A 24,440-nucleotide genomic window follows, 5' to 3' on the forward strand; every position below is an offset into this window, starting at 1 on the left:
GCGGGTTTCGGACATTTGTGGGGTAAGCGCGTCAAAACCGACTGCGAAACACAACGTGTAGGTATGAGGACATTCGAATCGGACACGACAGCACGGCGCGGCTCTCTGACAGCCGCGCCGGTCCTCCGTGGCGTGGGCCGCCGCCGCTCTGAGACGGACGGATTTGAAGTCAATGTGCGCTCGGTAATCGTCGCTGGCTGCAAATTCACAGGTGAGGTCGATTCCCGCGCCCAAAAGGCCGGAAACACAGGCCAGATCTGGCCGGTCACCGCCGTGCGGGGAGCTGGCGAGATTCGGAAGGAGAACGGGTGCGCGCCAAATGCGCGCGAAAACGTCCGCCGAACCGGAACTTGTAAGTAGAGGGAGTTTTTCTCGAAAGGACAAGTCTGTCCAGTTCGGGAAGCTCGAGATCAGGTGTGTGGGAGGTGAGTGCAGGTGCGTGGCGGAGTAGCCAGGTGGAAGCGGGGACGGTCCTCCCACGGGGTCAAGCAAGCGGTCAGCTATGCCTTCAGCGGTGTCTGTGACGCCACTCTCACCGCCAAGACCGCCGACGGGGTTATCGCCGCCGCCGGCTACGCCGCCGCCGTCATGACCCGGTACATCGTGGAGAACGGTGCCATCCGCGACGACCTCCTCACCCGCGACCAGCTCAAAGCCTGGGTCGACGGGCTCGACCCGCTCACCGGGGAGCGCCGTGGCCGGGACCTCGAGTCCCCGGTCGCGGACCTGATTCTGGATGCGACGATCAACGCGCCGAAGTCGTTCTCGATCGCCGCGATGCTCGACCCCGAGTTAGCCGCCGCATACGAGGACCTTCAAGATCGGCTCCGGGACCGGATTGTGAAGCTGTGGCAGACCGAGCTCAACGCCCGCCGCGGCAAAGGCGGCAGCATCCGTGAAGACCTCGCCCGGATCGAAGTCGTCGAACTCCGCCACGAACGCTCCCGCTCCCTGGACCCGCACAAGCACCGCCACCTCTGGCTGAATGTCAAAGTCCAAGGCCAAGACGGCAAATGGTCCAACATCGACACCCGGGTCGCGCTGCGGTTCCAGAACGTCATCAACGCCGAAGGCGACCTCGCCTCCCGCACCGACCCCACCTGGATCACCGCCCTCGCAGCTAAGGGGTTCACACTCAACGAGGCCGGCGAGATTACTCAACTGCAGCACCTGGTGCGACCGTTGTCGAAGCGGTCCGCGCAGATCGAAGCCAACAAGACCGCCCGCACCGCATGGTGGAAGCAACAGCACCCCGGGCAGGAACCCTCCCACGATGTGCTCAGTCAGATCGACCACTGGGCGTGGGCGGTCGGCCGACCCGACAAGCCAGGCGAGCTGGACGAAGACGGATGGGCGGCGCTCGTCCGGGAAGAACTCTTCACCGCCGACCCTGCGCTGGGCATGCCGCGTTCTCCCGCACTCCTGCCTTCTGTCGCCGTCGAGGATCTCGACCTCGAGTTGCTGGCAGCCAAGGCTGTTGTCGACGCGGACGCCCGATCGACCGGCAGCGGTGGCCGCTTCAGCTGGATGGACGTGCGCGCCGGTGCGCTCCGCGCGATCGCCGGGACAGGCGTCGTCGCCGACCGCGAAGGCCTCGCGAAGCTCGCTGAGGACGTCGTGGCGCGGTCGCGCACAGCGACGCTGATTTCCGAACCGAACGCGCCAAAGCACGTGAAGCATCTCATGGCGGTCTCTACTGCCACTCTGAAGGCCACGCTCGCTCAAAAGGTCGACGCGTTCTCCGCGCCCGGACAGATCCTCGACACGGCCGAGGTCGCCGCGATCGGCCACGCAATCGAACCCGACCGAGTTCTGGATGATGGGCAGCTCGATGGCGCGGCGGCGATCGGGGGCACCTCGCGCAGTGTCGTCGTCTCCGGGCCGGCCGGCACAGGCAAGACCACAATGCTCAAGGTGGCTGGGGCTGCTCTGCGGCGTCGCGGCCACAAGATGATCATCGTCGCACCAACCAAGAAGGCGTCCGCCGTCGCCGGGCGCGAAACGATGAGCGCATCGTCGTCCCTCCACCAGCTCCTTCACGACTTTGGATGGCGCTGGGCAGCTGACGCGTCCGGGGCGACCGTGTGGAAGCGCCTCTCGATCGGCGAGAGGGATCTGGTGACGGGGGCAATCTACAGCGGCCCACGGATCAGCATCGATCGGGGTGACCGCATCGTCGTTGACGAGGCTGGCATGCTGGACCTCGAGGCCGCGTCAGCCCTCCTGGATATCGCGCATGCCTCTGGCGCGGGAGTCGCTCTCGTCGGCGACGAGCAACAAGCGCTCCCGGTCGGGCACTCGGGTGCCATGGCGCTCTTCTGGCGCCGCTCACCTCAGCGTGTTGAGCTCACGACGACGCATCGATTCAAAGATCCCGAGTGGGCGGAACTTATGCTTCGACTACGGGATCCCGTAGACCAGGCAGCCATGTGGGGCGTGGCCACCGACATCATTCGTACTGAGCACGCTGTGATGGCAGACAGCGACCTCGCCGCGCGCGCGGCGATGGTCGAAGGATGGTTCGACGCCGCACGCGATCGAGAGACGATATCCCTGGTCACGGCGACTCACACTGAAGCGCAGGAGATTAGCGAAGCGATCCAGGCCCGCCGGATCGCATCTGGCGCGATCTCCGTGGGCCGCGCGGTTTCCGGACAGGGTGGACAGACAATCTTTGTCGGCGACGTAGTTCAGTCGCGCCGGAATGACTCGGTCGCCGACGTGCAGAACCGCCAGAACTGGGTCGTGAAGACCATCAGCAAGGACACCGTCATCCTTGCCGCCAGCACCGATACGACCGACCTTCGAAAAGTCAGCCTGGCCTACGCCGAGTCGCACATTCACCTCGCATACGCCACAACGGTCTACGGCGTTCAAGGCGAGACGACCGACCGATCCCTCGTCGGTCCGGGAGTTGACGCAGCGGGCCTCTATGTCGGTCTTACTCGCGGCAAGGAGCACAACTCCGTCGTGCTCGTTGCCCCGACGGAAGACGCTGCGAGATCAGAACTGGTCGAACTGATGCAGCGCCGAACGGTAGAAGAAACGATGGAGAAGTCTCGAGCGGCCGCCAGGTCGGAACTGCGGCGCGCTGCCCAGTCAGCCACTGGACCGATCGTCGAGGCTCCTGCGCGGCACGCCGCTTCGGTTGGCATCGAATGATCAAACTGAGGGCTCTACCGGGCGAGCCCCGTCGCCCACAGTTGACGGCCAAGGAAATTGACGCCGTCCAACGTCCCGCCCCGCGGATCGAACCCGAATATCGCGATACCCAGCTGATCGGCGCGATCAATCGCTCCGGGACGAACGCCGCGGCGAACAAAGATCAGTCCCCGACGTCCGTCGGACGTGACGAGCGACGCCGCACGCTCAACGAGTTCCAAGCCAATGTTCCCCCGCCCGTTCTCAACCCAGCCGAGGTAACGAGAACCATACAGATCGCAGATCTGGTGCGGTTCACCTCTGGCCACGACAGCGTCTACCTCACCGAGGTATCGCATCCACTCGGCGCAAAGCTCGACCGCTTCGTCGTCCGATGCTCCCCGCGGTCTTGGTTCTGGTGTCGCTCGCACAGGTCCAGAGTGCACCCAACCTCAGATAGCCGTCGAACTTGGAGTTCCTGCATAACGCCTCCCGGCGCCGTCGGTGGCGAGAGTTAGGTTCTGCGAGTGGGAAACATCGACGCTTACGAGTCGGCCAAGGGCCGTCGCTATCGCGTGCGCTGGCGCGACCCTGAGCACCAGCAGCGCGAGAAGCGAGGGTTCCGCACGAAGCGTGAAGCGGAGCTCTACAACGCAACCGTCGAAGTAGCGATGGCGAGGGGGACCTACTTCGAGGCGTCTCAGTCCAAGATCACTGTCGGCGAGCTCGCTGAAGAGTGGCTCGCCAACAAGGAGCAAGCCCTCAAACCATCAAGCTTCTCCCCCATCCGCATCGCATGGCGCGTCTACGTCGAGCCACGCTGGGCCGCGACACCGATCGGCGCGATCCGGCCATCCGCCGTCGAAAAGTGGATACGAGAACTGAGCCAGGGCAAAGCGCTAACTGTACGAGTCCGCCAAGGCAACGCTGGCAAGCCCCGATCGGCTGGGGTCGTCCTCCGCGCGGTCGGGATCCTCGCGGGGATCCTCGACGTTGCGGTACGCGATGGCAGGATTCCCGCGAACCCGGCACGGGGCGCGAGCAATCTCCCGCGGAAGGCGAGCAAGAAGCGCCGCCGGTATCTGACCAACGAGGAGGTCTTCCGCTTCGCTCGAGCCGTACCCGACGACAAACGCAGCGTCCTGGTGTTGACACTCGCCTACACCGGCATCCGCTGGGGCGAAGCTGTCGCGCTCAGCGTGAACGACATCGATCTTGACCGTTGCCGTCTGGCTATCCACCAGACCGCGACCGAAGTGGACGGGCTCATTCACGTCGGACCGCCAAAAAGTTGGGAGGCTCGTTCCGTACCTTTCCCGGCGTTTCTGGCCCCTCGCCTCGCAACGCTCATCGCTGGGAAGAAGGGAACCGAGCTCGTGTTCCCCGCCCGCGCGGGCGGCTATCTTGCGCGGCCCGACACTGCCTGGAACCGGCAGTCCTGGTGGCTGACCGCGCTGCGCGACGCCGGACTCGAGCACATGACCCCACACGACCTCAAACACACTGCCGCGAGTCTGGCCGTTAGTGCCGGCGCAAACGTCAAAGCGCTGCAGCGCATGCTCGGGCACAAGTCGGCCGCGATGACACTGGACACCTACGCCGATCTCTTTGAGGACGACCTTGGTTCCGTCGCAGATCGACTCAACGAGCGAGCCCTCGCAGAGAGCAATGGGACACTCTGGACAGCCTCATAGGTCGACAGTGCGTTCGGCAACGGCCATAACCTGCGTTCCCAGCCATTTGCGTCGGGCCAGAAGAGATCTTGCTGCGATCCTGATCAGTCGCCACCCATCTGATACTCAAACGCTTGACGAACCAGGCCGAGGATGTAACTGAAATCAGCGTCTTCATCCATCCCCACTTCGCTCAGCCCGTTCCCCCAGTGACCCTTGTTACTAACGTCGAACGCCAGGCCGCGTTCGTCACGCAGGTTCTCCATCGGGATGTTAAGGCTGAGCAGCATTCGCGCCTTCTGCGGAATGATGTCAACGAAATTGGTCTCCGCCTTGAAGGCGACGTAGAGCTTCAGAAACTGGCGACTGATGCTTGGATCCAAGGCGAGAGTCTCTGCGCTGAACCTCTCGAACAGCTGCCGCCGCGGACTGGAGAGCAAATACGGGTGATCCTCAATAGAGAAGTCCGCCACCTCACGCTGTTGGAATTCCGCCACAACAGAGTCTGGAATCTCGGGTCGTGACCAGATGAAGAGCGCATCATTCGCCAGCGTATGAGCGCGCAGTTCAATCTCGTCAACGTTCCACTCGTCGAGCTTGCCCAATCCGCGATTCAGCCGAAGGGGGCTGTCTTTGAATCCTCCCTCCATGTCGCGCTTCTTGGCGAAGGGATGGTCGGAGTATTCAGAGTTGTACCCGGTGAGAGTCAGGTTGCCCAGCGTGTGCAGGTATTTCTGTTGAATCTCCTGCCAGTCGGGGCCGAGCGCCTCCCGCCATTCCCTCGACAGGTTCTCGTTCTGAGGAAGGATGTGCTCGATCGTGTAGTCCTCGATCGTGACGTGTTCCTTCCGGCCATGGTTCTCAAGCAAGCGCAGCAGGTACGAACGGCGCCGAAAGTTGTACAAATCAGTCGACACGAGCGCGCTGCGGAACTCGGCGTCGGACGGGAATGAGCGGTAGCTCTTCAGCCCGACAAAGTGCGCCTTCACGCTTTCGAGATATCGATCCTTGCGAATGGTCGAACTGAACCCCGCGAAGGTCTTGTTGAGCGAGTTGGTTGGAATTCGGCAGACAGCGCGCCTGAATACGTAGGAAATCACCATCTGGACGATCTCGTACATTTCATCGCGACTGATCGTTTCAAGTTCATAGTCGGTATACGCCTCGAGCAGGAACGGATAGACAACGTCCGCCTTGACCTGATCGAGGTCTTGAAACGCCCGCCGAAGCCGCGCATCGCTTTCCCTGCCCAGCGCAATGGCGCAATAACGTCGGGCGTACTGGCGGAGCTCGATAACGAGCGCCTGGGTGGTTTCATCGCGCTGTTCAAGGGCGGTCGCGTGCTTCTTGAAGGCTTCGTAAATGTCGTCGAGACGGGGGATCTCGCCGGTCGCGATCGTCAGGTAGTGACGGACGAATTCGTCGAACTGCTCGTCGCTGGCGCCTGCGAACTCGAGTTCCATCGGCCGCCAATACCGCGTGTACAGCATGTCCTGCTCTTTCGGAGACAGATCCATGAGCACATAGTTGCGAATCAGATCCGCCTGCGAAAGCTTCTTGCCAGTCGAGTTCATCGCCTCGAAGACCAACTGCGGATTATCGGTACCCCGTTCGAGCTTGACGTCCACGACAACAAGCTTGTCGAGTCCGCGGCAGACCACCGCGAGATCCAAATTCGGGTTCGCCAACTTCTGCTGAAAGAAGGCGAAGTTGCTAAGAACCCGCGAAACCACATCCCCGGCAGGATCAGCGCCCGCGACGATCGAAATCAGCGCATCCTTATCGCTCTGCGAGAGGATGAGCTTGTATTGACGTTCGCCCTCTTCGTCATCATTTGTGAGATAGCGGTTCCGGATCTTCTTCGGTGAAAATCCATCCCACGGTTCACGCTGGCCGTCGGGCCGCTTCTCGAGCGCGCGTACGAGCGCCGCCAGGATAAGCGTCACGGTAGTGACTCGCTGTTGACCATCAATAATCAGGTCCGGCTCGGCCGACGTGTTCGTCCGCTGATCCCTCGCTATGTAAACGATAGATCCGGTGAAATGCGCTCCTAGCTTGTCATCGGTGCCTGCCCGAACAACGTCAAGCCAGAGCTGCTCGCACTCCGAGTCTTGCCAGGAATAGAGACGCTGATAGATCGGCACAACGAACTGGTTGCTCGCCTTGAGCAGAGTGAGGAGGTGGGAGTCGACGGCCTTCATTCAAGCTCCGTTGCATTCGAGAGTGTGGTGATGTTTGCGACCTGGGGGTCGTGTGAGGCTGAGCGGCTATTCGCTTATCGCGTGGACGCGCCCTGTTTCGTCGCAAATCGATCCGACTGTTACGAGGAGAAAGCACTCAGTGCACTCCATCTCGCGAACGTCGACTCCGTGAGCGTTATCGCCTCGCTGCCATTCCCTGTCCGGTAGGTGGGCGCGGCAGTATGTCCAGAGAGGGCCTGGATATTCTTCGCGTGTTTTCTGGCGGACAATCCAGAGCTCTGTTCGTGCCCCTCTTGCGGAATTCTTGCCGCAAATCGAGCAGTACATCCACTTGCCGTAGTCGGAGAAGTCGCCACTCTGAGGATCAATGTCGGTCAGGGGGACGGGAACGTTTGGCGGAACATCAGCAGCTCGCATCAATGCACTGTCTTCGGATTGCATCTCGCCACCGTTGTCCGTCCCGTCCCCTAACGCGTGCATGAGGTCGAATCTAGCTGCCGGGCCAGCGCTCTCGCTGCTCCCAAGAAGGGGCACCCGAACCGATCCGGCGGGTCGACGCCGGATCGCTACAGTCTCACTTCTTCTTGTCCAGGTCGCTCCCCGCGACACTCTTCTCCGCCGGACTCGACTTCGGATTCGACAGAATCTTGGCGGCCTTTGATGCGTCGGATTTGGACGTTGCCATGCGCTTCACCTCCCCTCCCGCCCGCTGCGCGCGCCTCTTTCCTCCGACTTCGGGCAGTGGAGGCCTGCAGTCCTCGACCTGATGTAGCTCACGCGATCTTCTGGCGGCCGAGCTCCCCGCGGGCGCGTGGGCGGCCGTAACCCTTCGGCTAGTTGGTCCCGCTGCAGTTCACGCTCGCGAAGCTTCCCGAGCTGGTCTGGCTAGCGATCGTCCTGCCGTCGACCGTGACCGTGCAGGAGATCGTGCCGGTGTCAGCGGCACCGTTCATCGCGCTCAGGTCGAACGAGTTGAAGGAGAGGCTGTCCTTTGACCCCTTCACGGTGATGGTCTTGGTGAACGGCAGCGGCGTGCTGCTGGACTGCTCGGTTCCCGAGGTGCCGTTGGTGAAAGTGGAATAGGTCACGTCGGCGTCCTGCGCTGCGCCGCTGACGCTGTAGACGACCGTGTGAGTGGTGGCGGCCGCCTTGTTGGTGTCGTCAACCGCCTTGGAGATCCCGAAGAAGATGGCGGCGTAAAGCGTCGTCATCACGATGGCGAGTACGAGCCCGATCACCCCGGTGACTAGGCCGGCGACCGATGTGCCGCGCGAGCGGAACTTCCTGGTCAGGCCGATGACGGCGAGAACCACGGCGATCGCCCCGGCGAAGATCGCCGCGTAGCTCACGAAAGGCACGAACGCAAAGACGAGCGAGAAGATGCCGAGGATCAGCGCGGCTACGCCGAATCCGTTGCCCCTTCTCGCGGACGGTCCACCGTCGGGGTGGAGGCCTTCAGATGCTGCGACGGGCTGGGTGTTGGACATGGGAACCTCTTCTTGGTCTGATGGGTGCTGATCTGCGAATGGTGTGATCGGCTGGATTCAGGACACCAGGCGCGCCATCCGCTGGGCCACGTCAATCCGGTCCGGTGTGGGCGACCGAAAGTACGGTCTGGCGCGGGCGACACCCGACCGAAAGATGGTGGTTGGTGAAACCGCCCCGCCCTACGATCAACACATGACCGTCGCTCCCCCACCGCCCGCCAGTGGCTGGGATGCCCCGACGATCCCCGAGCCGTCCGCACCACCGCGATCACGCGCACGACGAGCCTGGGCGCTCACCGGTTCGATCACGCTCGCAGTGCTCTGCTCCCTGCTCGCGATCGCGGTTGCCGGGAACGACGGAACCGAGGGGACGACGTTTCCACCGATCATCCGTGCTGTGGCGGGGCTTGGTGCGTTCCCGATGATCGCGGTCTCGGTCCTCTTGGTCTGGCGGCATCGCATGCCTGTCCTTGTCTCGTCACTTGCGACGGGCGTCGCGCTTCTTGTGCCGACCACTCCGCTGCCGGCTCTGATCGCGTTGGCGGCGCTCGCGGCGGCACGTCGCGGCTGGCTGCTCTGGACGATGGTCGCGGCGACCTATGTTGCGACTGCTGCGGCTTTCTGCTGGGACATCGCCTCCCCGACCTCGTCCCTATCCGACTTCGTCGGCTCGCCGATCGCGGGCTCCACGGCGCGGCTCAGCCTCCTCTGGTCGGTACCCGTCCTAGCCGCTTTCGCTGTTGCGCCGTTCGCAGGGTTCGGGATCGCGCGCCGCGTGCGGCTCGAAAGGGATGCGGCCCGGCGCGGAACCGCCACCGCCACACGGAACATGGCCGCCCTGCATCAGGAGGTGTCGCTCGAACGGGAGCGGCAGGAACTCGCGCGGGAGATCCACGACACCCTCGCTGCGCGCCTGAGTGCAGTCTCGTTGCAGGCTGGAGCTCTCGAGCTCACCGTCGGCGAAGAGAACGTCCAGGCGGCGGAGGCCGCCCGCGCTGTCCGGCAGTCCGCGCAGACGTCGCTGGAGGATCTGCGGAACGTGGTCCGGGTGCTCCGCAATCCCGCCGCCGCCTCGGCGTCCAGCACGGGACTCAACGACCTCGGACAGCTGATCGACTCCTCCCTCCGCGAAGGAACGGATGTCCGAGCGCAGATCCTGGTCACCGATCCGGGCTCGTGCGATTCCGAGGTCGCACACGCCTGCTACCGCGTGGTGCAGGAGTCTATCTCCAACGTGCGCCGGCACGCTCCGGGCGCGACGCTATTCGTCGAAGTCCGTGGCGGCCCCGAGACGGGGCTGACGATACGGGCCGTGAACTGGCTGATGCCCGATGCTCCCCGTGCGTCGTCATCGGGAGGTCACGGCCTCACGGGGATGAGTGAAAGAGCCGAACTTGTGGGCGGCACCTTCCAGGCCGGACCGACCGCGGAAGGATCGTTCGGTGTCGTCGCGTGGCTGCCGTGGGCGCGTCGCTAAACTGACGCAGTGACCGACCTCCACCATCCGATCCGGGTGCTCGTCGTCGACGACGACCCGATGGTGGTCACTGGCATCAGCACCATCCTCTCCACCTCCGCGGAACTTGCGGTCGTCGGTCGATGCGCCGACGGAGACGAGGTTCCTCGCGCGGTCGCCGCGCTGAATCCCGACGTCGTGCTATGCGACGTCAACATGAAGAGGGTGAACGGCATCGAGGTCGCGGCCACGCTGGCGGAGATGCCCGACGGACCGAAGGTGCTGATGATGACGGCACTGGACGACGATGGCCTCGCCCTCGATGCGATCACCGCCGGTGCGACCGGATTCCTGCTCAAGGACGAAGACCCGCAGCGTTTCATCGAGGCGGTGCACCAGGTGGCCAGAGGCGAAGTCACGTTCTCGCAGCGCGCAGCGCGGCAGCTGACCGACTGGGTCCGCAGCTCCCAGACCGCCGAGGTGCGCCGAGCCGCTCAGCAGCGACTCGCGATGCTCACCGATCGCGAGCGGGAATTCGCCGTCGCGCTCATGAGCGGCGCTTCCGACGCGGAGCTCGCCGCCACATTCTTCGTGGCAGAGACGACGGTCAAATCGGCGCTGACGTCGATCAAGACCAAGTGGGGCATCCGGAACCGGACACAGCTCGCGGTGGTCGTGGCACAAGCCGGGGTTTCCTGACGACATATCTCTGGCGAGGATTCGAGCGCGTTTCTCTCTCCTGCCAGGATGCCGCTCGCGCCTGGATTGGTAACCCGCCAGCGGTCATGCGCCGGCGTGCGCGACCTCCTTCGCCACGATCGCAGCATCCCGTCCTACTCCGAACATCAAGGCTGACCTTCGAGCCCGCATGAAGTGGACGCCACAGAAATACAGGCCGCGCATCACGAGGCTCGCCCCGTCCAGAGTCACGGGGAAGCCGAGCTCATCGCAGACCTCGCCGTCGATCCAGCCATAGTCAGGCCGGAACCCCGCCGCCAGCACGACCGCTCCGACGTCTCGCAGGCTCACCTCGTCCACCGGTTCAGGTAGAAAGGGAGGGGGGATGGGCATGTCGGGGATGCCGAATCCTTTGGCGGGAAGCTGCGCGCGCATGATGGCACGCATGTCGGCCCACCATTCGTCAGCGAAGGCCACCGAATCCGCCACGTCATCGACGAACCCGATTCGTGTCCCGTCGCAGCCGGCGACATGGCCCGCGAGTCGGACCCCGAGCGTCTGAAGGGTCCGGAAGCCGAGGTCGCGCCCTCCCCCTGCTCCCGTGAGCTGCGGGTTGGCCAGGAACCTGCTCGCGGGGGACGGCAGACTGGCGACCGTCGTATCGAAGAACGTCGTCCGATCGAGCCACGTGATAATGTCCATGCCGTCGAGACGCCGCGGCGCCCAGGGCGCTCGCCCACACGCAAGCACCACATCCCGGCCCGACCGGATCAGTTCTTCGGCGATCTGGCAGCCGGTCTGGCCGCTGCCGACGATCACGACCTTCCCGGCCGGGATCTGATCCGGATTCCGGTACTCGCTCGACGACAGGATCAGCGGACCGGGAACGGCAGCGAGGACGGACGGGCGAAACTGTCTGGCGAACGAGCCTGTGCATACGACAACCGCATCCGCCACCAGCTCTCCGTCGCTGGTTTCAGCAAGCAGACCGCTGCCGTTGACACTCAGCCGCGTGACCTCGATGCCCTCCACGATCGGCGAACTTACCGAGCGTGCGTAATCGTCGAGGTAGCCCACGATCGCGTCGCGAGGTACGTGGCCTTCCGGTTCCGATCCGGAATACGGGCTCCCCGGGAGTGCCAACGTCCAGTTCGGTGTGACAAGGGTGAAGCTGTCCCACCGGTCCCGCCATGCTTGGCCGGGCTTCGCCCGCTCGAGCACGACATGGTCGACGCCCAGCGCCTCCAGTTCATGGCTGACGGAAAGACCGGCCTGTCCTGCACCAATCACGATGGCGGACATGACCAGATGATAGATCGGCGACGTAGGGGCGCGAAAGCTGCGACCGCCCTTTTACTTGCTGTTAGAGAGGGCCAAAATCCGCGGAATCATGGGCCGACCGACTCAACGAGCGGGTTCTTGCGTAGAGCGGAGATAGCTTGTGGACCGACCGGCACCCTGGCCCGCCGGGGTTGGGTCTATACTGAATTGAGTATAACGTGAGGAGGTGATCGGCATGGCATTCGCGGATCTCATTCGCGCTGCGCGTTCAGCGGCCGGATATAGCCAGGCGGAGATCGCCGACCGAGCGGACACGTACCAACCGATCGTCTCTGGTGTGGAACGCGGCAAGCGAGACACTGGGGTCGCCTCCGCAGCGCACCTCGCCCGCGCTGCCCAGCACCGCCTACTTCTCATTCCAACCACACATCCGAGCGCCGTGGAGACCGCGGCGAGAATCGCGGACGCCCTCGAGGAAGACAGCAGAGACGGCGCGTTCCGGGCGCTTCTCGACCTCTCCGATGGGCTAGCCAAGGAAGCTCCCTTGGTCGTCGCCGCGCTCGTCGTCGCCCAGCCGCGAAGCACTGGCAGCCGAGAGTGGGACGCCGCGCTGTCCGGAGCTGTTGCCTATCGACTTCGTCAGGCGGGCCTCCCCGCCGCCAGTTGGACCAAGCAAGCAATTACCGATGACCGTGAGCTACGAGCCCCGCACCTGCACCCGCTGGATGATGCGCCAAACGTCTCCCGTGTCCCGCCCGAGTTCCTGGAGCGCGGCATCCTGATCGAGGAGGGAACGCTGGCAAGTGTCTGATCAAACTCCGGGGCTCGACCGCGAGTCACTCATTTCCGGACTGAACGATCTCATCGAGCGAATACGGGCCGCGGAGATCGGGCCCGTTCGGATCAGTATCGTCGGCGGCGCCGCTCTCGCGCTCTCCCATGTGGACCGCCGACGAACGGTCGACGTCGACGCGCGATTAGACCCGCACGATGCACTCGTTCGTATCGCAGAGCGGATAGCAGTCGAGCGGGATTGGCCTGCAGACTGGCTGAACTCGAATGCCTCCCAGTTCTTCCCCGACTGGGGCAAGTCCGTGGACTGGAGACCGCTTTACGACCGCGACGACATCCGCGTCGAGGTGGCGCCGGCGGACGCACTCCTCGCCATGAAACTCCGCGCCGCGATGAGCCGGCCCCGGACGCGACACCGCCGACATCGTCAGCCTCGTCGCCGAGCTTGACATCGAAAGCGCCGACGACGCCGAATCCATCTTCGCGGCCTACTATCCTGGCGACGCGCTGAACGACCGTGTCTACGCGCTCGTGGAACGCGCCGTGGCCCACCGCTCAGAGTTCCGGACCACGGCACTACCGGACGTGCGCCTGAGCCCCGGGCCAGACTGACTGCAACGCGCACGCGCTAATGAACAGTTTTCCTGGGGTGCCAGCGCGCTCGCGATTCTTCGCGCTGAAGGGCTCCTCCTTGCCATACTCATCAACATGGGCGATCTTGGCGCGTTCTTCTCGACGTTCGAGGCGAAGGACTGGGTTACTAGCGGGCTGGCGGTTGTTGCAATCCTTGTCTCAGTCATAAGCACGTTCTTTACTCTTCGGCACAATCGGTTGTACTTCCCGAGGCCGCTATTCGTCGGGCTCGTCTATGTACGCGAACCGTTCAGGGACGGAGATAAGCCGATGACCGTCCGGCAAATAAGCAACCGCGGCAACGGCGACGCGCACGATGTCACGGTCTCCCTATTCCATCGGGGCAACCCCGGGGTGCGGCTGCCACTCGACCACGTTGACGTCCTGAAGGCCGGTGAGCCGATGGCAGAGGCGATGTCGGGCGTGACGAAAAACACTCCGATCGAGCGCTACATGGTCACGTGGCGTCAGCCGCCTCGAATGTCGAAGTTGAACACGCTGGTCCTCAAGGTGAAGCTTCCGAAGAAGGCCGTGGACGGCTGAGCGGGGGTCAGGTCGCGAATTTCGTTTCTCCCATTTCGTCGTCGTCCTTCGCCAAAGAATCGGCAATCTCGGTGAGCTGCCTCCTCGAAGAAGTCGTCTCAGTTGCTATCGTCTTTAGCGAATCCGCGATCGTCTTCATTCGCCCGGGCATCGACGAGCTCGATTCGGAGGTTGTCTGGAGCCCCATCCAATCAGCATCCAGCGCGGTGACTTCTTTGTAGCGGAACCACCAAAACGCCTTGTAGGTGATGGTGACCTTGACCTTATCCGGTGTCTTTAGATTGTTGACAAGTTTGCCCATCGGCGCATTGGCACTTGTCCCAGACCAGTACACGTTGGTGATCTCGACAGCCGGTGGCAGAAGCGGTATTGGCTTGTCGTAGCGTTCGGCAAGATACTTCGTCGTAATTTGTTGGCGTCTCTCGTCGTCCAACGGAGGGTCGAACTCGACTATCACGTTTCGCGCGGCCGACTGCCCATAATTCCGCACAACGAAGTCGAACGAAGTGTCACTATTCTCGGCAAGCCGAAAATGCGCCATAACGATTGGGCGGCTGCGTGCTCGACTGTCGCGAGCGGTTGCCGTCAACGCGAGAATGGCAACAATCGCAGTCAGCAGAGTTGCTGCCGCAGACACTGCACCTGCCTCCGTCGACAGCCATGCCCACACAAAGCTCAGAGGGTCAAACGACGAGCCCAATGGGGAGGGCGCCAGAGTCGGAGTCGGTATTGGGGTCGGAGTCGGCATGAGCTGAGGCTAGCGGGAGCCGCGACATTCATCTAAACCCCTTCGTCGGCGTTTATGCGATGGCCTATACCACTCTCAGTTCTGTCCCGACATCGCCGTCCCTGAAGCGTCCCACGAAAACGACCAGATCAGATCAGCTGTAATCACAGCGACGACCATAGAGTTTCTTAGAGTTCTTCGGTGTCCCTGTGGGCAAATTGTGGGCAAAAATGAAAATCGGCGATTTCCACATTTGTGAAAATCGCCTCTGACCAGCTATTTCAACGCACCCGCAAAGTGCCCCTGGAGGGACTCGAACCCCCAACCTTCTCCTTAGGACGGAGCAGCTCTTCCATTGAGCTACAGAGGCCAGCCCTTCCAGCCTACCCGAGGCCGTTGGGGCTCAACGTCAGGCCGCCAGGTAGTCTTGCCAGTCCGCCTGGCCGCCCTCCACGCCACGCACCACCCACGAGCTGTCGTGCGGGGCGCGCGGGGTGAGCTTCAGGGTCCAGCCCATCTCGGCCGGGGTGCGGTCGCCTTTGACGTTGTTGCAGCGGAGGCAGCAGGCGACCAGGTTCTCCCAGCTGTCGGCGCCGCCGCGGGAGCGTGGGAGGACGTGGTCGATCGTCGTCGCCGTCTTGCCGCAGTAGCCGCAGCGGTGGCTGTCTCGGCGCAGCACACCGCGGCGGGAGACCGGCACCTGCCGGCCGTGCGGGATGCGCACGTACCGGGTCAGCAGTATCACCGACGGGCGGTCGTAGCGGCCCGAGATGCTCCAGACCGGGTGGGCCGCGTCGCTCGACAGCACGGTGGCCTTCTGATTCATCACCAGGACGATGGCGCGTTTGAAGGAGACGACCGCGAGGGGCTCGTAGCCGGCGTTGAGGACGAGGGTCTTCATCTGCGTCCTTTCGGGTGGACGGGGTGGACGGGGCGAACGGGTGCCAGGGAAACAAAAAGGGCACTGTCCGAACGGACAGCGCCCTGGAAGACGGCGGCATGGTGGCGGCAGGCCACATGGTGGCGCTGGCAGGCCTCGAAATGGTGGCGGCAGGCGAGGAAGTCGCGGTGGCGCGGAAGCAGCTCGTGCTCGGCGCTGAGGCCGCGACCCACCTCGGTGGTCACCCTCGGTGACCGCACGGTGGTCGACTCGGCCATCGGAAGCTCCGATCTGCACGGCTGCCTGGCAGTTGCGCCAGGGCATCAGAGTAACGCAGAAATGGCGCGCCACCTATTCGTGGCGCGCCATCGCTGGTGCGTGGACCGCAGTGTTCACCGCGGGTTCGGCTGTCAGATACCGAGCCGGACGACGTAGTAGTCGCTGGTCCAGATCGGGCGAATGGAAATGGAGCGGCCCGAGTCGGGGGCGTCCATGATGTTGCCGTTGCCGGCGTAGAAGCCGATGTGGCCGGGCATCACGATCAGGTCGCCGGGCTGGGCGTCGGCGATCGAGATCTTCGTGCCGCGGGCGGCCTCCCCCGACACCGAGTGCGGGAGGGAGATGCCGAACTGGGCGTAGACGTACATGACGTAGCCGGAGCAGTCGAAGCCGCTCGGGCTGGAGCCGCCGTAGACGTACGGGGTGCCGATGTACTGCTTCGCCACCGAGAACACCTGCGCGAGGCTGAAGCTCGGGTAGGGCGGGTTGGCCAGGAAGTCGGAGACGGACGGGCCGGAGTAGCTGGCGTAGTTCGCGAGGGAGACCGCGGCTCGCTGGCGGGCGGCCTCGGCGGCAGCGGTGGCGGCGGCTGCCGCCTTCTGCGAGTCGAGCTGCTGCTGGCTGGTCGCGGTGGCGACGTCGCGGCTGACGGCGGAGGCGGTGACGCTCTGGCCGACGGCGACGGACTGCGCCTGCGCCTTCTTCATGCTGTCGGCGGCGCTGGGGCCGAAGCTCGCGGAGTCCGCACCATTGGGATTGAACGCGAAGGCGGGGAGCGACATGGTCGCGATGATGCCGGTCGCGACGGTGATGACGCCGACGTTGAGGATCCAGCCGCCCTTGCGCTTCGCGACGGGCTTGGCGGACTCCTTCGTCGCCGGGGCGGGAGCCTTCGCGACAGCCTTGGGGGCCGCTGCGACGGGCGCCTTCGCCGTGCGGAGCGACCGCCTGGAGACGATGTGGGACCCGGGCGCGGACGTCATCGACGTCGTTGAAGCAGCGGTTTCCGGGTCTTCAGGGGTCCGCTCCTGGGCAGGATCGGACGAACCAGAGTGTGCCAAAGTGCAACCTCCTGCGCTCCAGCAGCACTAGGGAGCTGCTCCCGTCCGATGCGATCGGCATTCGGTTCACCGGCCTGGGAGACGGGCTTCAGGGGGGTTGGAGCGTCCCGGTCGGGGTCCTATTGGGCCGGCTTCTGGCCCGTTCGAACTCGTAAGAGACTACGGGACCACCCGGCGTTTGTCACTTCGTTTCGCGCACTTTTTAACGAAACGGTAACGGAGATCAGGCCTCGACGAAGATGTGCGCTGCGAGCTCGTTCGGGAGTTCGAGGCCGGCCTCGAAGCCCTCGATCTGCACGGTGACGTACGAGCCTGCTGCAGCGAAAGTGCCGGTCGAGCCCGGAAACACCCCGGCCTGCTTGAGCTGGAGGAGCAGCTCGGGGTCGACCTGCGCCGGCTCGCCCAGACGGCGGATCCTGGCAGTCACCTCAGAATCGGGGCCGCGCACGACGTCGACGAGGTTGACGAGATTCTCAGTGGAGGCTGCGTCAGGGGCGCCCAGTTCGGCGAGCCCGGGGATGGGGTTGCCGTACGGGGACTCAGTGGGGTGGCCGAGCATGGTGATGAGCTTTCGCTCGACCTGCTCGCTCATGACGTGCTCCCAGCGGCACGCCTCCTCGTGCACGTACTCCCACTCCAGCTCGATCACGTCGCTGAGCAGGCGCTCGGCGAGGCGGTGTTTGCGCATGACGTGCACGGCCTTGCGGCGGCCGTCGTCGGTGAGCTCCAGGTGGCGGTCGCCGGAGACGACGACGAGCCCGTCGCGCTCCATCCGGCCAACGGTCTGGGAGACGGTCGGGCCGGAGTGGCCGAGACGCTCGGAGATGCGCGCGCGCAGCGGGACGATGTTGTCCTCCTCCAGCTCCAGGATGGTGCGAAGGTACATCTCAGTCGTGTCGATCAGGTCGGTCATGAACCCCTCCGTGCAGGCCGCGCGATTCTGCGGATACGAGCCTACTTGCTGCCGGCGACGCCGAGGTGACGGCACCCCGCGTAGGACGCCGTCATGGACCCGCCTCACCCGTTCAACAGCCAATACACTTCAGTTATGCCGGACGTGACCATTCCCACCGACCTCCTGCCCGCCGACGGACGATTCGGCTGCGGCCCGTCCAAGGTCCGCCCGGAGCAGGTCGCCTACCTGGCCGGCCCCGGCGCGGAGCTGCTCGGCACCTCCCACCGCCAGGCGCCGGTGAAGGACCTGGTCGGCCGTGTGCGCTCGGGGCTCGGCGAGCTGTTCCGCCTCCCGGACGGCTACGAGGTCGTGCTCGGCAACGGCGGCTCCAGCGCGTTCTGGGACGCCGCGGCGTTCTCGCTCATCGAGCAGCGCAGCCAGAACCTGGTCTTCGGCGAGTTCGGCGGCAAGTTCGCCAAGGCGGCGACGACCCCGTGGCTGCAGGCCCCGCACGTCATCGAGGCTCCGGCAGGATCCCGGGCGGAGGCCGAGGCCGTGGCGGGCGTGGACGTCTACGCCTGGACGCACAACGAGACCTCCACCGGCGTGATGGCACCGGTGAAGCGCGTGCACGGCGACGACGGCGCACTGACCGTGATCGACGCGACCAGCGCAGCGGGCGGCGCCGACTTCGACGTCACCGAGACGGACGTCTACTACTTCGCGCCGCAGAAGAACTTCGCCTCGGACGGCGGCCTCTGGCTCGCGCTGTTCTCCCCCGCCGCCATCGAGCGGGTCGAGCGGATCGCGGCGAGCGGCCGCTACATTCCGGAGTTCCTCAGCATCACGAACGCGATCGACAACTCGCGGCTCAACCAGACGCTGAACACCCCGGCGGTCGCGACGCTCGCGCTGCTCGAGAACCAGATCGAGTGGATGAACGGCAACGGCGGCCTCGCCTGGGCCGACGCCCGCACGAAGGAGTCGTCCAGCGCGCTCTACACGTGGGCGGAGGGCGTCGAGTACGCGACCCCGTTCGTCTCCGACCCGGCGCACCGCTCGCAGGTGGTCGTCACGATCGACTTCGACGACCGGATCGACGCGGCGGCGGTCGCCAAGACCCTCCGCGCGAACGGCGTCGTGGACACCGAGCCGTACCGCAAGCTCGGCCGCAACCAGCTCCGCGTCGCGACGTTCACGGCCATCGAGCCGGACGACGTGCGCGCGCTGATCGGCTGCGTCGAGTACGTGGTCGAGCGGCTGGGCTGAGCCGGACGCAGGACCGAGGACGAAGGGACGGACCGATCGTGCGACTGTGGCTGCGCGACGACGAGCGCCGTCCCGACCCGGTGCCCGTGCCGACGGACAGCCGCCGGGCGGTGCTCGTCGGCATCGGGCTCTGGGTGCTCGCGCTGATCCCGACGCTCGTCTTCGCCGGCCCGATCACCGCCGCCGGTGGCGGTTGGTGGATCTGGACGGTGGTCGTCGGGATCGCGCTAGGCCTGCTCGGGTTCCTCTACCTCAGCATCAGCCGCGCCTGCAGGCGCCGGTGAGTCGCTGACGGCGTCGCCGTCGTCGGCGTCCGCCTCGTCGGCCTCGGCGTCGTCGGCCTCGGCGCTGTCGTCCGCGAGCGCCGCGGCCTCCTCCGTCGCGAGGTCGAGCTCTGTGTCGACGTCGGTGTCCTCGTCGAACGCCACATCGACCGAGTCGATGTCGACGCCGTCGAGGTCGTCGTCGGCGTGGAGGTCGTGGACGTCGCGGTCGTCGTCCGAGTCGTCGTCGAGGTCGGACTCGTCCGAGTCCTCGTCGTCGTCGTACTCGTCGTCGTCCTCGTAGTCGTCGGCGTCGTCCTCCACGTGGGCATCGTCGCCCTCGGCTCCGGCCGCCTCGGCCTCGGCGGCGAGCGCCTCCTGGGCGGCCTGGTACTCGGCGAGACGCTCCGACCACGGCACCCAGTCCGGCGCGAGGAGGGCGTCCTCGCCCGGCATCAGCTCGGCCTCCAGCACTGTCGGCTCGGTGTCGCCGTCGGCGCGCCCGACCGTGACGGTCCAGTGCCAGCCCGGGTAGCCGGCCAGCAGCGCGGCGAACTGCAGCGAGACCGCGCCGGTGGGCTCGACGACGTGCCCGATCGGCTCGCCGATCGTGCTCTCCGGGGTGATCTCCGCGAGCCCCGCCCGCGCGAGCGGGAGCGCGGCCAGGAGGTCCGCGACCTCGGCCTCGCTCAGCTCGACGACGGCCGGCGCGGAGACCTCCGGCTCGGCGTCGGTCGGCTCGGCGTCGGTCGACTCGGCGTCAGTCGACTCGGCGTCGATCGACTCGGCAGCGGCCGACTCCTCGACCTCGACCGTCTCCTCGCCCGCCGTCGACTCCTGCGTCGGCTCCTCGGTGCTCTGGTCCTCAGGCATCCAGGTCGTCCGCAACCCGGCGCAGCACTGCCGCGATCTTGGCGCCGTGCGCCTTGTCGGGGTACTTGCCGCGGCGCAGGTTGGCGCCGATGCCGTCGAGCAGCTTCACGAGGTCCTCGACGATGATCGCCATGTCGTCTGCGGACTTGCGCTTCATCTTCACCAGGCTCGGAGGGGCCTCCAGCACGCGCACCGACAGGGCCTGCGCGCCGCGCTTGCCGTCGGCGATGCCGAACTCGAGCCGCGACCCCGCCTTCACGACGGCGCCGGCGGGCAGCGCCGAGGCGTGCAGGAAGACCTCCTGGCCGTCATCGGTGGCGATGAAGCCGAAGCCCTTCTCTTCGTCGTAGAACTTGACCTTGCCGGTTGGCATGGGAACCTCACTTCACATGGGGGATCGAATGACCAACCTCAATTATCCTTGATTTCGTGACCCAACAGACCCCACCGCCGGCATCGCGGCTCCAGCGCGTCCTCTCCTACATCGCCGCGGCGCTCGTGATCGTCTCGTTGCTGTGCATCGCAGCGATCCTGATCGGGTCCGCGCTCGGCGGGATGCCGCAGCAGGGCGCAGGTCAGGGACTGTGGCCGGCGGTCATCGTCTTCCCGCTCATCGCGTTCCCGATCGCCTTCGTGCTGGTCATCATCATCATCGTCTCCAGCAGTCGCCAGCGCAGCCGGGCAGCTAAAGCCGCAGGGCCGAAGGACCGACGCTGACCTCCCCCTCCGGACCGCCGCGATGACGACGACGCTCGCTCTGGCGGCGAGGCTCCGCGCGCTGCCGAACGACGAGCTCGCCGCCCTGCTCCGTACCCGTCCGGTGCGCCGGGCCGGCATCTCCGACTTCTTCGATCTGGCCGAGGCGCTGCTGGACCCGGAGTCCGTGCAGCGGGCGCTCGCCCCGCTCGACCGGCTGCGGCTCGCCACCCTCGCGGTGCTCGGCGAGGCGGACGGCGCCCAGACCGTCGATGGGATCGTCACCCGGCTCGGCGGCCATCCCGCGACCGCCGGCACGACGACGGAGGCTGTCCGCGGCACCGTCGACGCGCTCGCCGCCCTCGCCCTCCTGCACCCCACGGACGACGGCGCCGCCGCCTATGACGCCGTCACCGCTCGGCTCGCCGCCTGGCCGGCGCTCGGCCTCCCCCGGCCGGCGACCTTGCTCGACACCGCGCCTCCCGCCGTCCCGGAGCCGCTCACGGCCGCTGAGCTGGCCGCATCGGAGCGGCTCGCCGCCGAGCGCGCGTTCGAGGCCGTCGCGGGCGTGTCCGAGTTGCTGACCGAGCTCGGCCGCGAGGGCGCGCGGGAGCTCCAGAAGGGCGGCCTCGCCCTGCCTGCTGCCAAGCGCCTCGCGGACGCGCTGGCGGTCGACGCCGCCGTCGTCCCCGTCGCGCTCTCCGTCGCCGCCCGCGCCGGGCTGGCCGCGGTCGCGGACGGGCTCTGGCTGCCGACCGCCGAGGTCGCCGCCTGGCAGCACTCCACGACAGCGGACCGCTGGCGCGACCTCGCCGGAGCCTGGCTCGCCGGCCTCCCCGCCGACGTGCGCGCCCTGCTCACGGCGCGCAGCCGGTCGCCGTGGGGCGAGCCGCTGCGCGCCCACCTCGCCTGGCTCTACCCTGCGGCGGTCGCCGAGACCGAGCAGCGCGTCGACGAGTACATCCGGGAGGCCGAGTGGCTCGGCGTCACAGCGGACCGGTCCCCCGGCGACGCGGGAGCCCTGCTCCTGGAGGCCGGGCCCGCAGCGGCCACCGCCGCGATGGTCGTGCACTTCCCCGCCGAGGTGTCCCAGGTCTACCTGCAGCACGATCTGAGCGTCATCTCGCCCGGCCCGCTCGCGCCCGACGTGGAGGCCCGGCTGCGCACGATGGCCGACCTGGAGAGCAGGGCTCTCGCCTCCACGTTCCGGTTCTCGGCGGCCTCCATCGACCGCGCGGTGACCGCGGGCGAGACGGCCGCGAGCATCCACGACTTCCTCGCGGCGGTCTCGCTCACCGGGGTGCCGCAGCCGCTCGACTACCTGATCGCCGACGCCGTCGAGCGCCACGGCCGGGTCCGGGTGCGCGACGCCGCGGCGGGCGCGGAGGTCCAGGCGGTGGTGCGGTCCGACGACGCCACGCTGCTCGGCACGATCGCGGTCGACCAGTCGCTGTCGTCGCTGCGCCTGCTGCGCGCCGGCGAGCGGACGCTGGTCAGCCGGTTCCCGCGCGACGTCGTGTACTGGGCGCTCAGCGACGCGCGCTACCCGGTGGTCGCCGAGGACGCCTCCGGCGCGCTGGTGACCCCGCAGCGCCGGAGGATCGCGGAGCGGACGGCGGCCGCCGCGACGCGTGACCCCGCCGCCGAGCTCGTCGCCCGGCTGCGCTCGGCGGACGCCACCGAGGAGGACACGGGAGAGCAGTGGCTCGCCCGCCAGCTCGACCAGGCGGTCCGCGCGCGGCAGACGGTGGTCGTGCAGGTCGCGATGCCGGACGGCCGGCTGGTCGACTACCTCCTGGAGCCGACCGGCATCGGCGGAGGACGGCTGCGCGGGCGCGACCGGGCCGCCGACATCGAGCGGACCCTGCCCCTCTCCAGCGTCAAGGGGCTGCGCAGCGTAGACTGAGCGGTCATGTCCGATGGCCCCCTGATCGTCCAGAGCGACCGCACCGTCCTCCTCGAAGTCGCGCATCCCGCGGCCGAGGACGCCCGGCACGACCTCGCCGTCTTCGCCGAGCTGGAGCGCGCGCCCGAGCACATCCACACCTACCGCATCACGCGGCTCGGCCTGTGGAACGCCCGCGCAGCCGGTCACACCGCCGAGGACATGCTCGGGACGCTGGAGAAGTACTCCAAGTTCCCGATCCCGCAGACGGTGACGGTGGACGTCTCGGAGACCGTCGCCCGCTACGGCCGCCTGGTCATCGAGCGCGACGACGAGGGCGCCCTCGTGCTGCGCTCCTCCGACCGGCCCGTGCTGCTGGAGGTCGCGACCGCCAAACGCATCGCCCCGCTGCTGCTGGAGCGCCGCGATGAGACGACGTTCGCCGTGGAGGCCTGGGCGCGCGGCCAGCTCAAGCAGGAGCTGGTCAAGCTCGGCTGGCCGGCGGAGGACCTGGCCGGTTACACCCCCGGCACCCCGCACCCGATCGAGCTGGACGAGCGCGACTGGGCGCTGCGCGACTACCAGCGCAAGGCGGTCAGCAACTTCTTCGACGGCGGCTCCGGCGTCGTGGTGCTCCCCTGCGGCGCGGGCAAGACCCTGGTCGGCGCCGGGGCGATGGCCACGGCCAAGACCACCACGCTCATCCTGGTGACCAACACCGTGTCGGCGCGGCAGTGGCGGGACGAGCTGCTCAAGCGCACCTCCCTCACCGCGGAGGAGATCGGCGAGTACTCGGGCCAGGTCAAGGAGGTCAAGCCGGTCACGATCGCGACCTACCAGATCCTCACCGCCAAGCGGAAGGGCGAGTACGCGCACCTGGCGCTGCTGGACGCGCTGGATTGGGGCCTGGTCGTCTACGACGAGGTGCACCTGCTTCCCGCGCCGGTGTTCAAGCTGACGGCCGAGCTGCAGGCGCGCCGCCGCCTCGGCCTGACCGCGACGCTGGTGCGCGAGGACGGCCGGGAGGGCGACGTGTTCAGCCTGATCGGCCCGAAACGCTTCGACGCACCGTGGAAGGAGATCGAGTCGCAGGGCTTCATCTCCCCCGCCTCCTGCTTCGAGGTGCGGATCGACCTGCCGGCGTCCGACCGGCTGAGCTACGCCGCGGCGGCTGACGACGAACGCTACCGCCTCGCGGCGACGGCCCCGGCGAAGCTGGACGTCGTCCGGCAGCTCGTGGACAGGCACGCGGGCGAGCGCATCCTCGTCATCGGGCAGTACCTCGACCAGATCGACGAGCTCGCGGAGGCGCTCGGCGCGCCGCAGCTGACGGGCGCGACGCCGGTGGACGAGCGCGAGCGGCTGTACCAGGAGTTCCGCGAGGGGACGACGCCGGTGCTCGTGGTCAGCAAGGTCGCGAACTTCTCGGTCGACCTCCCGGAGGCGACGGTCGCCATCCAGGTCTCCGGCTCGTACGGCTCGCGGCAGGAGGAGGCGCAGCGCCTCGGCCGGCTGCTGCGCCCGAAGCAATCAGGGCTTTCGGCGAACTTCTACACGCTGGTGTCGCGCGACACCGTGGATCAGGACTTCGCGCAGAACCGGCAGCGGTTCCTCGCGGAGCAGGGGTACTCGTACACGATCCTGGACGCGCACGCGCTCGCGGCGGCGTAGGGCGAGCCACGGCTCTGCGCGACATTCGGCACGAATGTCGCCATCGGCGAATCCAT

22 protein-coding genes and 1 tRNA gene are annotated in these 24,440 nt (G+C 66.3%); 13 read left to right on the forward strand and 10 right to left on the reverse strand.

The window, feature by feature from the left end:
• Positions 1-429 precede the first annotated feature (429 nt).
• Both ABH923_RS05645 and ABH923_RS05650 read left to right on the forward strand, forming a co-directional pair.
• Entirely contained in the window at positions 430-3,162 is a 2,733-nt protein-coding gene (locus tag ABH923_RS05645; RefSeq protein ID WP_370054384.1) for an AAA family ATPase, read from the forward strand.
• 506 nt (positions 3,163-3,668) lie between these two features.
• Positions 3,669-4,835 (forward strand): tyrosine-type recombinase/integrase, encoded by a 1,167-nt coding sequence (locus ABH923_RS05650; protein ID WP_370054385.1) that lies wholly within the window; start codon positions 3,669-3,671, stop codon positions 4,833-4,835.
• An 83-nt stretch (positions 4,836-4,918) separates the two neighbouring features.
• Here ABH923_RS05650 and ABH923_RS05655 read toward each other — a convergent pair whose 3' ends face one another.
• Positions 4,919-7,015, reverse strand: a complete 2,097-nt coding sequence (locus ABH923_RS05655; protein ID WP_370054386.1) for a DUF262 domain-containing protein — start codon at positions 7,013-7,015, stop codon at positions 4,919-4,921.
• 833 nt (positions 7,016-7,848) lie between these two features.
• Positions 7,849-8,502 (reverse strand): DUF4190 domain-containing protein, encoded by a 654-nt coding sequence (locus ABH923_RS05660; RefSeq protein ID WP_370054387.1) that lies wholly within the window; start codon positions 8,500-8,502, stop codon positions 7,849-7,851.
• Between the two features lie 43 nt (positions 8,503-8,545).
• On the opposite strand from ABH923_RS05660, the gene ABH923_RS05665 reads away from it, so the two are divergent.
• Both ABH923_RS05665 and ABH923_RS05670 read left to right on the forward strand, forming a co-directional pair.
• Positions 8,546-9,979, forward strand: a complete 1,434-nt coding sequence (locus ABH923_RS05665; RefSeq protein ID WP_370054388.1) for a sensor histidine kinase — start codon at positions 8,546-8,548, stop codon at positions 9,977-9,979.
• A gap of 9 nt (positions 9,980-9,988) precedes the next feature.
• Positions 9,989-10,657, forward strand: coding sequence for a response regulator (locus ABH923_RS05670; RefSeq protein ID WP_370054389.1), 669 nt, complete (start codon positions 9,989-9,991; stop codon positions 10,655-10,657).
• Between the two features lie 84 nt (positions 10,658-10,741).
• On the opposite strand, the gene ABH923_RS05675 is transcribed toward ABH923_RS05670, so the two are convergent.
• Entirely contained in the window at positions 10,742-11,938 is a 1,197-nt protein-coding gene (locus tag ABH923_RS05675; RefSeq protein ID WP_370054390.1) for an NAD(P)-binding domain-containing protein, read from the reverse strand.
• A gap of 205 nt (positions 11,939-12,143) precedes the next feature.
• On the opposite strand from ABH923_RS05675, the gene ABH923_RS05680 reads away from it, so the two are divergent.
• The 3 genes from ABH923_RS05680 to ABH923_RS05690 all read left to right on the forward strand — a co-directional run bounded on the left by ABH923_RS05680 (position 12,144) and on the right by ABH923_RS05690 (position 13,885).
• On the forward strand, positions 12,144-12,728 hold the full coding sequence (locus ABH923_RS05680) for a helix-turn-helix domain-containing protein (RefSeq protein ID WP_370054391.1): 585 nt from the start codon (positions 12,144-12,146) through the stop codon (positions 12,726-12,728).
• Entirely contained in the window at positions 12,721-13,158 is a 438-nt protein-coding gene (locus ABH923_RS05685) for a hypothetical protein (RefSeq protein WP_370054392.1), read from the forward strand. Before ABH923_RS05680 ends, ABH923_RS05685 begins: the two co-directional genes overlap by 8 nt.
• 259 nt (positions 13,159-13,417) lie before the next feature.
• The gene (locus tag ABH923_RS05690; protein ID WP_370054393.1) at positions 13,418-13,885 is read left to right on the forward strand and encodes a hypothetical protein; all 468 of its coding nucleotides are present in this window, start codon (positions 13,418-13,420) and stop codon (positions 13,883-13,885) included.
• Positions 13,886-13,892: 7 nt separating this feature from the next.
• On the opposite strand, the gene ABH923_RS05695 is transcribed toward ABH923_RS05690, so the two are convergent.
• From ABH923_RS05695 to ABH923_RS05705, 3 genes are all read right to left on the reverse strand, one after another.
• Positions 13,893-14,522: a hypothetical protein gene (locus tag ABH923_RS05695; protein ID WP_370054394.1), complete on the reverse strand. Its 630-nt coding sequence runs from the start codon at positions 14,520-14,522 to the stop codon at positions 13,893-13,895.
• Positions 14,523-14,910: 388 nt separating this feature from the next.
• A tRNA-Arg gene (locus ABH923_RS05700) sits at positions 14,911-14,982 on the reverse strand.
• A 39-nt stretch (positions 14,983-15,021) separates the two neighbouring features.
• Positions 15,022-15,513 (reverse strand): HNH endonuclease, encoded by a 492-nt coding sequence (locus ABH923_RS05705; protein ID WP_370054395.1) that lies wholly within the window; start codon positions 15,511-15,513, stop codon positions 15,022-15,024.
• A gap of 23 nt (positions 15,514-15,536) precedes the next feature.
• Here ABH923_RS05705 and ABH923_RS05710 point away from each other — a divergent pair, with 23 nt between their 5' ends.
• Positions 15,537-15,746, forward strand: a complete 210-nt coding sequence (locus tag ABH923_RS05710) for a hypothetical protein (protein ID WP_370054396.1) — start codon at positions 15,537-15,539, stop codon at positions 15,744-15,746.
• Positions 15,747-15,902: 156 nt separating this feature from the next.
• Here the strand turns inward: ABH923_RS05710 and ABH923_RS05715 are convergent, their stop codons facing one another.
• Both ABH923_RS05715 and ABH923_RS05720 read right to left on the reverse strand, forming a co-directional pair.
• Complete coding sequence (locus ABH923_RS05715; RefSeq protein WP_370054397.1) at positions 15,903-16,754, reverse strand: C40 family peptidase; 852 nt, start codon at positions 16,752-16,754, stop codon at positions 15,903-15,905.
• Between the two features lie 301 nt (positions 16,755-17,055).
• Positions 17,056-17,745 (reverse strand): metal-dependent transcriptional regulator, encoded by a 690-nt coding sequence (locus ABH923_RS05720; RefSeq protein WP_370054398.1) that lies wholly within the window; start codon positions 17,743-17,745, stop codon positions 17,056-17,058.
• A gap of 135 nt (positions 17,746-17,880) precedes the next feature.
• On the opposite strand from ABH923_RS05720, the gene serC reads away from it, so the two are divergent.
• Together serC and ABH923_RS05730 are read left to right on the forward strand one after the other, a co-directional pair.
• Positions 17,881-18,996: a phosphoserine transaminase gene (serC, locus tag ABH923_RS05725; RefSeq protein WP_370054399.1), complete on the forward strand. Its 1,116-nt coding sequence runs from the start codon at positions 17,881-17,883 to the stop codon at positions 18,994-18,996.
• A gap of 38 nt (positions 18,997-19,034) precedes the next feature.
• Positions 19,035-19,280: a DUF2530 domain-containing protein gene (locus ABH923_RS05730; protein ID WP_370054400.1), complete on the forward strand. Its 246-nt coding sequence runs from the start codon at positions 19,035-19,037 to the stop codon at positions 19,278-19,280.
• Here the strand turns inward: ABH923_RS05730 and ABH923_RS05735 are convergent.
• Entirely contained in the window at positions 19,224-20,132 is a 909-nt protein-coding gene (locus tag ABH923_RS05735; protein ID WP_370054401.1) for a DUF3027 domain-containing protein, read from the reverse strand. The genes ABH923_RS05730 and ABH923_RS05735 overlap by 57 nt on opposite strands.
• Entirely contained in the window at positions 20,125-20,505 is a 381-nt protein-coding gene (locus ABH923_RS05740; protein WP_185276707.1) for a cold-shock protein, read from the reverse strand. Before ABH923_RS05740 ends, ABH923_RS05735 begins: the two co-directional genes overlap by 8 nt.
• Before the next feature lie 56 nt (positions 20,506-20,561).
• On the opposite strand from ABH923_RS05740, the gene ABH923_RS05745 reads away from it, so the two are divergent.
• From ABH923_RS05745 to ABH923_RS05755, 3 genes are read left to right on the forward strand one after another with little or no spacing between them, the layout of a single operon-like run.
• A complete protein-coding gene (locus ABH923_RS05745) occupies positions 20,562-20,849 on the forward strand; it encodes a hypothetical protein (RefSeq protein ID WP_370054402.1) in 288 nt (95 codons plus the stop codon).
• Between the two features lie 22 nt (positions 20,850-20,871).
• The gene (locus ABH923_RS05750; protein WP_370054403.1) at positions 20,872-22,734 is read left to right on the forward strand and encodes a helicase-associated domain-containing protein; all 1,863 of its coding nucleotides are present in this window, start codon (positions 20,872-20,874) and stop codon (positions 22,732-22,734) included.
• A 6-nt stretch (positions 22,735-22,740) separates the two neighbouring features.
• A complete protein-coding gene (locus ABH923_RS05755; protein ID WP_370054404.1) occupies positions 22,741-24,384 on the forward strand; it encodes a DNA repair helicase XPB in 1,644 nt (547 codons plus the stop codon).
• Positions 24,385-24,440 lie beyond the last annotated feature (56 nt).

Source organism: Leifsonia sp. EB41 (genome assembly GCF_041262565.1).
Lineage (GTDB): Bacteria > Actinomycetota > Actinomycetes > Actinomycetales > Microbacteriaceae > Leifsonia.

What these genes read in the sequence shown, in the direction of transcription:
- ABH923_RS05655 (WP_370054386.1), bottom strand. Translation starts at nt 7,015, where the DNA reads ATGAAGGCCGTCGACTCCCACCTCCTCACTCTGCTCAAGGCGAGCAAC.
- ABH923_RS05660 (WP_370054387.1), bottom strand. Translation starts at nt 8,502, where the DNA reads ATGTCCAACACCCAGCCCGTCGCAGCATCTGAAGGCCTCCACCCCGAC.
- ABH923_RS05675 (WP_370054390.1), bottom strand. Translation starts at nt 11,938, where the DNA reads ATGTCCGCCATCGTGATTGGTGCAGGACAGGCCGGTCTTTCCGTCAGC.
- ABH923_RS05690 (WP_370054393.1), top strand. Translation starts at nt 13,418, where the DNA reads ATGGGCGATCTTGGCGCGTTCTTCTCGACGTTCGAGGCGAAGGACTGG.
- ABH923_RS05705 (WP_370054395.1), bottom strand. Translation starts at nt 15,513, where the DNA reads ATGAAGACCCTCGTCCTCAACGCCGGCTACGAGCCCCTCGCGGTCGTC.
- ABH923_RS05715 (WP_370054397.1), bottom strand. Translation starts at nt 16,754, where the DNA reads ATGACGTCCGCGCCCGGGTCCCACATCGTCTCCAGGCGGTCGCTCCGC.
- ABH923_RS05720 (WP_370054398.1), bottom strand. Translation starts at nt 17,745, where the DNA reads ATGACCGACCTGATCGACACGACTGAGATGTACCTTCGCACCATCCTG.
- serC (WP_370054399.1), top strand. Translation starts at nt 17,881, where the DNA reads ATGCCGGACGTGACCATTCCCACCGACCTCCTGCCCGCCGACGGACGA.
- ABH923_RS05735 (WP_370054401.1), bottom strand. Translation starts at nt 20,132, where the DNA reads ATGCCTGAGGACCAGAGCACCGAGGAGCCGACGCAGGAGTCGACGGCG.
- ABH923_RS05740 (WP_185276707.1), bottom strand. Translation starts at nt 20,505, where the DNA reads ATGCCAACCGGCAAGGTCAAGTTCTACGACGAAGAGAAGGGCTTCGGC.
- ABH923_RS05750 (WP_370054403.1), top strand. Translation starts at nt 20,872, where the DNA reads ATGACGACGACGCTCGCTCTGGCGGCGAGGCTCCGCGCGCTGCCGAAC.
- ABH923_RS05755 (WP_370054404.1), top strand. Translation starts at nt 22,741, where the DNA reads ATGTCCGATGGCCCCCTGATCGTCCAGAGCGACCGCACCGTCCTCCTC.